This window comes from uncultured Acidovorax sp. (assembly GCF_964021665.1).
Classification (GTDB): domain Bacteria; phylum Pseudomonadota; class Gammaproteobacteria; order Burkholderiales; family Burkholderiaceae_C; genus Acidovorax; species Acidovorax temperans.
Genome location: NZ_CAXIAK010000150.1, coordinates 1 through 4,079 on the forward strand (window position 1 = coordinate 1; position 4,079 = coordinate 4,079).

At 69.5% G+C, this 4,079-nt stretch carries 3 protein-coding genes; all 3 read right to left on the reverse strand.

All coding sequences use genetic code 11. The features are described 5' to 3' along the window. The coding region (locus AADJ04_RS17695; protein ID WP_341240419.1) for a PHP domain-containing protein at positions 1–1,471 on the reverse strand (1,471 nt) is incomplete at its 3' end. Further along, the gene (locus tag AADJ04_RS17700) at positions 1,464–3,056 is read right to left on the reverse strand and encodes a DNA polymerase Y family protein (RefSeq protein ID WP_341240420.1); all 1,593 of its coding nucleotides are present in this window, start codon (positions 3,054–3,056) and stop codon (positions 1,464–1,466) included. The genes AADJ04_RS17700 and AADJ04_RS17695, both read right to left, overlap by 8 nt. Continuing rightward, positions 3,019–3,927 carry a translesion DNA synthesis-associated protein ImuA gene (gene imuA, locus AADJ04_RS17705; RefSeq protein WP_341240421.1) on the reverse strand — a complete coding sequence of 303 codons (909 nt, stop codon included), beginning with the start codon at positions 3,925–3,927 and terminating at the stop codon, positions 3,019–3,021. Before imuA ends, AADJ04_RS17700 begins: the two co-directional genes overlap by 38 nt. Between the last annotated feature and the right edge of the window lie 152 nt (positions 3,928–4,079).

A 4,079-nucleotide genomic window follows, 5' to 3' on the forward strand; every position in this document is an offset into this window, starting at 1 on the left:
GCAGCTCGCCCGCCAGTTCCAGCCACAGGCGGGCGGTGTGCGCCGCCAGCGGCTGGCCCAATGATTCGGCCAGGGCCTGCAGCTTGTGGCTGGCCAGGTCTTCGTCAAACCAGTGGTGCTCTTTGGCAAATGCATCGACCACCGCCGGGTGCACGCCCAGGGCCTTGCCCACGTCGCGCAGCACGCTGCGGGTGCGGTAGGTGGTGACCACGGCGGCAATGGCGGCGCGGTCGCGTCCGTATTTGCTGTAGATGTACTGGATGACCTCTTCGCGCCGGTCGTGCTCAAAGTCCACATCAATGTCGGGCGGCTCCTGGCGGTCTTTGCTGATGAAGCGCTCGAACAGCAGGTGGGACCGGGTGGGGTCCACCTCGGTAATGCCCAGGCAAAAGCACACCGCCGAATTGGCCGCCGAGCCGCGCCCCTGGCACAAAATGCCCTGGCTGCGCGCATAGCGCACGATGTCGTGCACCGTCAGAAAGTACATCTCGTATTGGCAGTCGGCAATCAGCGCCAGTTCGCGCTGCAGCTGGGTGTGCACCGCAGGCGGCACCCCCTGCGGGTAGCGGCTGGCTGCGCCTTCGTAGGTGAGCCAGGCCAGGCCCTGAGCGGGCGTCATGCCGGGGGGCACGGCCTCTTGCGGGTATTGGTATTTGATTTCGTCGAGGTGGAAGGTGCAACGCTGCGCAATCTGCACCGTAGCCTGCAGCAGTTCGGGCGGGTAGATGCCCGCCAACCGCACGCGCTGGCGCAGGTGGCGCTCGGCATGCGGCTGCAGCGCAAAGCCGCAATGCGCCACCGGCAGGCCCAGGCGCACGGCGGTGATCACGTCTTGCAGCGGCTTGCGCGAGCGCACATGCATGTGCACATCGCCCGCCGCCACCAGCGGCACACCCACCGCCGCGCCCGCCTGCTGCAAAGTGGCCAGCCACAGGTCGTCGTCGGGCTCCAGCAGCAGCTCGGCCACCAGCCAAAAATTTAAGCCAAATTGGGCTCTGGCGCTTTCTAATAAAGCGCTAACAGCTACAAAATCAGTAGCGTTTTGCGCCGTGCGCTCGGGCACCAGCAGCAGCTCGCAGCCTTGCAGCTGCTGCACATCGCTCAAAGGCCCCATCTGGTAACTGCCCTTGGCCGCACTGCGCCGCGCGGCGGTGATGAACTGGCACAGGTTGCCCCAGCCCTGCGCATTGCGCGCCAGCGCCACCAGCCGGAAGCCGGGGTACGCAAACTCGCTGCCCACAATGAGGTGCAGCCCCAGCGCCTTGGCCCGCACATGGGCGCGCACCACGCCTGCCACCGAACATTCGTCCGTCAGCGCCAGCGCGCGGTAGCCCAGAGCGGCGGCGCGCTCCACCAGCTCATGCGGGTGCGATGCGCCGCGCTGAAAGCTGAAGTTGGAGACGCAGTGCAGCTCGGCATAGTCGGGCAACGCCAGCAAGGCCGGGCGGGCGGGTGCGGTGCCTTCAGCCATAAATGCCGTGCAAAAACCAGCGGTGCTGCCGGGTGGGTAAGCCGCCTTCGGCGCTGGGCGGGGCCGATGGTGTCCGCTCACGAAACACCCACACATGCCCGGCGCGCTCGTTGTGGGCCACAAAGTAGTCGCGCACCACCAGGCCGGGGGCGGGGTCGGCACCGCAGGCATTGGGGGGCGATTCAGGGGCGTCGGCAGCTTCCCACCATGCGGCTTCCAGCCGGTGGGGGCCCGCCAGCAGGCGCAGCGGCCCCTGGTAGCAAGGGCGGCTGCCCTGCACCGCCAGGCGTTGCGGCGGGCGCAGCAGCCAGGTGGGCCACAGGCTGGCGTCGGGCAAAACTTGAGATGCAGAGGCTTTGGCAGGGCCTGCCCCACCCGCTTGCAGCGCGTGGCTGGCAGGCTGCCAGTGCTGCATGCGTTCCGGCCGGTGGTCTGCCACCAGGGCCACGCCTTGCACCTGCTCGGGCCCCAGGCGGGCCGACAGACGCTCTATCAACTGGTGCCAGCTTTCACTGCGGGCGTGGTCTTCGGCACTGCGCCCCACAACGCCTGCGGGGGGCAGCAGGCTGGCGCTGGCCTGGGGCATGGGCACGGTTTGCAGGGCGCGCAGGGCAATCTGGTTGACGGGTGCGGCCAGCGGCGTGCGGGCCAGGTGCTCGGCCAGCAGGCGGCGCAGGTGGGCCAGGGCCTGCGTGGGCTGGGCGGTGCGCACAGGCAGCGCCTGCCAGGGGGGCACGGGCTTGCCGTCCACCTTGCGCAGGTCGTGGTGCCAGGCCAGTTCGAGCGCCAGCACGCCCTGCTGGCGCGCCTGCAGCCAGGCCTGCAGTGCTTGCAGCAAGGCGTGGGCCGACCACAGCAGCGCATCGGCCGAGGTGGCCAGCGCGGGCAGCTCGGCCGCCAGGGCAAAGGTTTCGGGCAGTTCCAGCCAGGTGTGCGTGTGGGGGGCGTCACCAAAAGCGCAGTCCAGCGCGTGCAAGGCCGCAGCGCCCAGCCGCCGCGCCACCCCATCGCGCGGCAAGGCGCGCAGCTGGCCCCAGGTGTTGCAGCCCATGCGCGCCAGGCTGGCCACATGGGGGCGCAGCGCCGTCAGGGTGTGCAGGGGCAAATCGTGCGGCACGCGCCGGGGTGGGCGCAGCCCTGCCTGTTGCAGCCGCAGCAGTGCCAGGGCCTGGAACGATGTGGCGCCCTGGGCCAAGGGCGCGGGCGGTGCCTGAGAGACGTTTACTTCAGACGCAAACCCGGCTGTCGATACGGCTTCTGGCGCAATGCCGGGTTTTATCGCAGGTGCATGGGCTTGCAGTTGGGCCAGCAGCGCGGCGCGACCGCCCCACAGCCGCTCAGTTGTGGACACCTCCAGCAGCAGCGCCTCATCCACGCGCGCCACCCGGGGGGTAAAGCGCAGCGCCCACCAGGCCTCGGCGCCCTGCACGGTTTGCCATGCGGGCGCGGCACAGGTCGCACCGGGCGCCCCACTGGGCAGCCTGGGCACCGGCGCGCTGGGCTCGGCACCGGCTACCCCAGCGGTGTGGGCGGCGGGCGGGCGGGGTTCAACGGACTGCGGGCACGGCCAGGCGATCCAGTGCATGCGCCACCCCCTTCCACCCACGGGCAGGCTCTTGCAGCCCCCCCTGCCCTGTGCCTGCCCACCGCATCCCAAACGCAGCGGGCGCAGCAAAAACGGGGGATGGCAAGCCAGGTGCTACGGGCGAAGCCGCGCCCTGGCCGCGCCGCTGCTGGCTGCGCAAAACCCCTGCTGCCAGCACCTGCGCCAGCCGGGCCGAGCCCGCTGGCAGCACCAAAGACTGCGCCAGCGGCGGCCCCTTGCGCTTGAGCACCTGCACCTGCATGGCCAGGGGTTGGGTCGCGTCTTCTTGCACCCACAGGCGCAGCGGCGCAGGCGATGCCTGCTGGCGCACCCCTGCCGGGCGAAACACCCACAGCAACTGCCCCATTTGCGCGGCGGCCAGGTGCAGGCGGCGCAGTTGCTCGGGCAGGGCCTGGGGCAGCCAGGCCACCACGGCCAGCACATCGCGGCAGCGCAGCGCCTGCTCGGCCGCCCACAGCGTGGCGGTAGCAGCTTTGCCAGTGGCTGCAGCCCCCGGCTGCACCTTGCACAAGCGCGTAGGCGGCAGGCCAGCGGCCTGCAAGGCGGGGACAAAAGGCTCGAACGGCGGGGCGACCAGCACCACAGACCCCGGCCGGGCCGCCGTGGCCTGCGCCAGCGCGGGCTGCAGCAGTTGCCAGGCATGGCGGCTGGGGTTGGGCTGCAGCACCTCGGTCAGCGCGCCAATGGGCCAGCCGCCACCGGGCAACTGCGCATCCAGAGCGCTGTGCCCTGTGGGCTGGGTGGGGGCCGAAGCGGCATCGCACAACTGGTGGCCCAGCCACACCCCCTGCAAATGCACAGGGCCTTTGGCTGGCGCATCGCGCGGGGGCGCAAAAGACAAGGCAGACATGGAGGAAGCTCGTGGGGTGGGTAAATCAACGGTACGTCGTGAATTGCATAATAACTGTATTTTTATAAGGGGTATCTATTTAGCTCCAGTAGCCCCGTTGATACTGTGATTTCATCCAGCAATGGTATCCGATTGGCTCTCCCCGGTGTTCT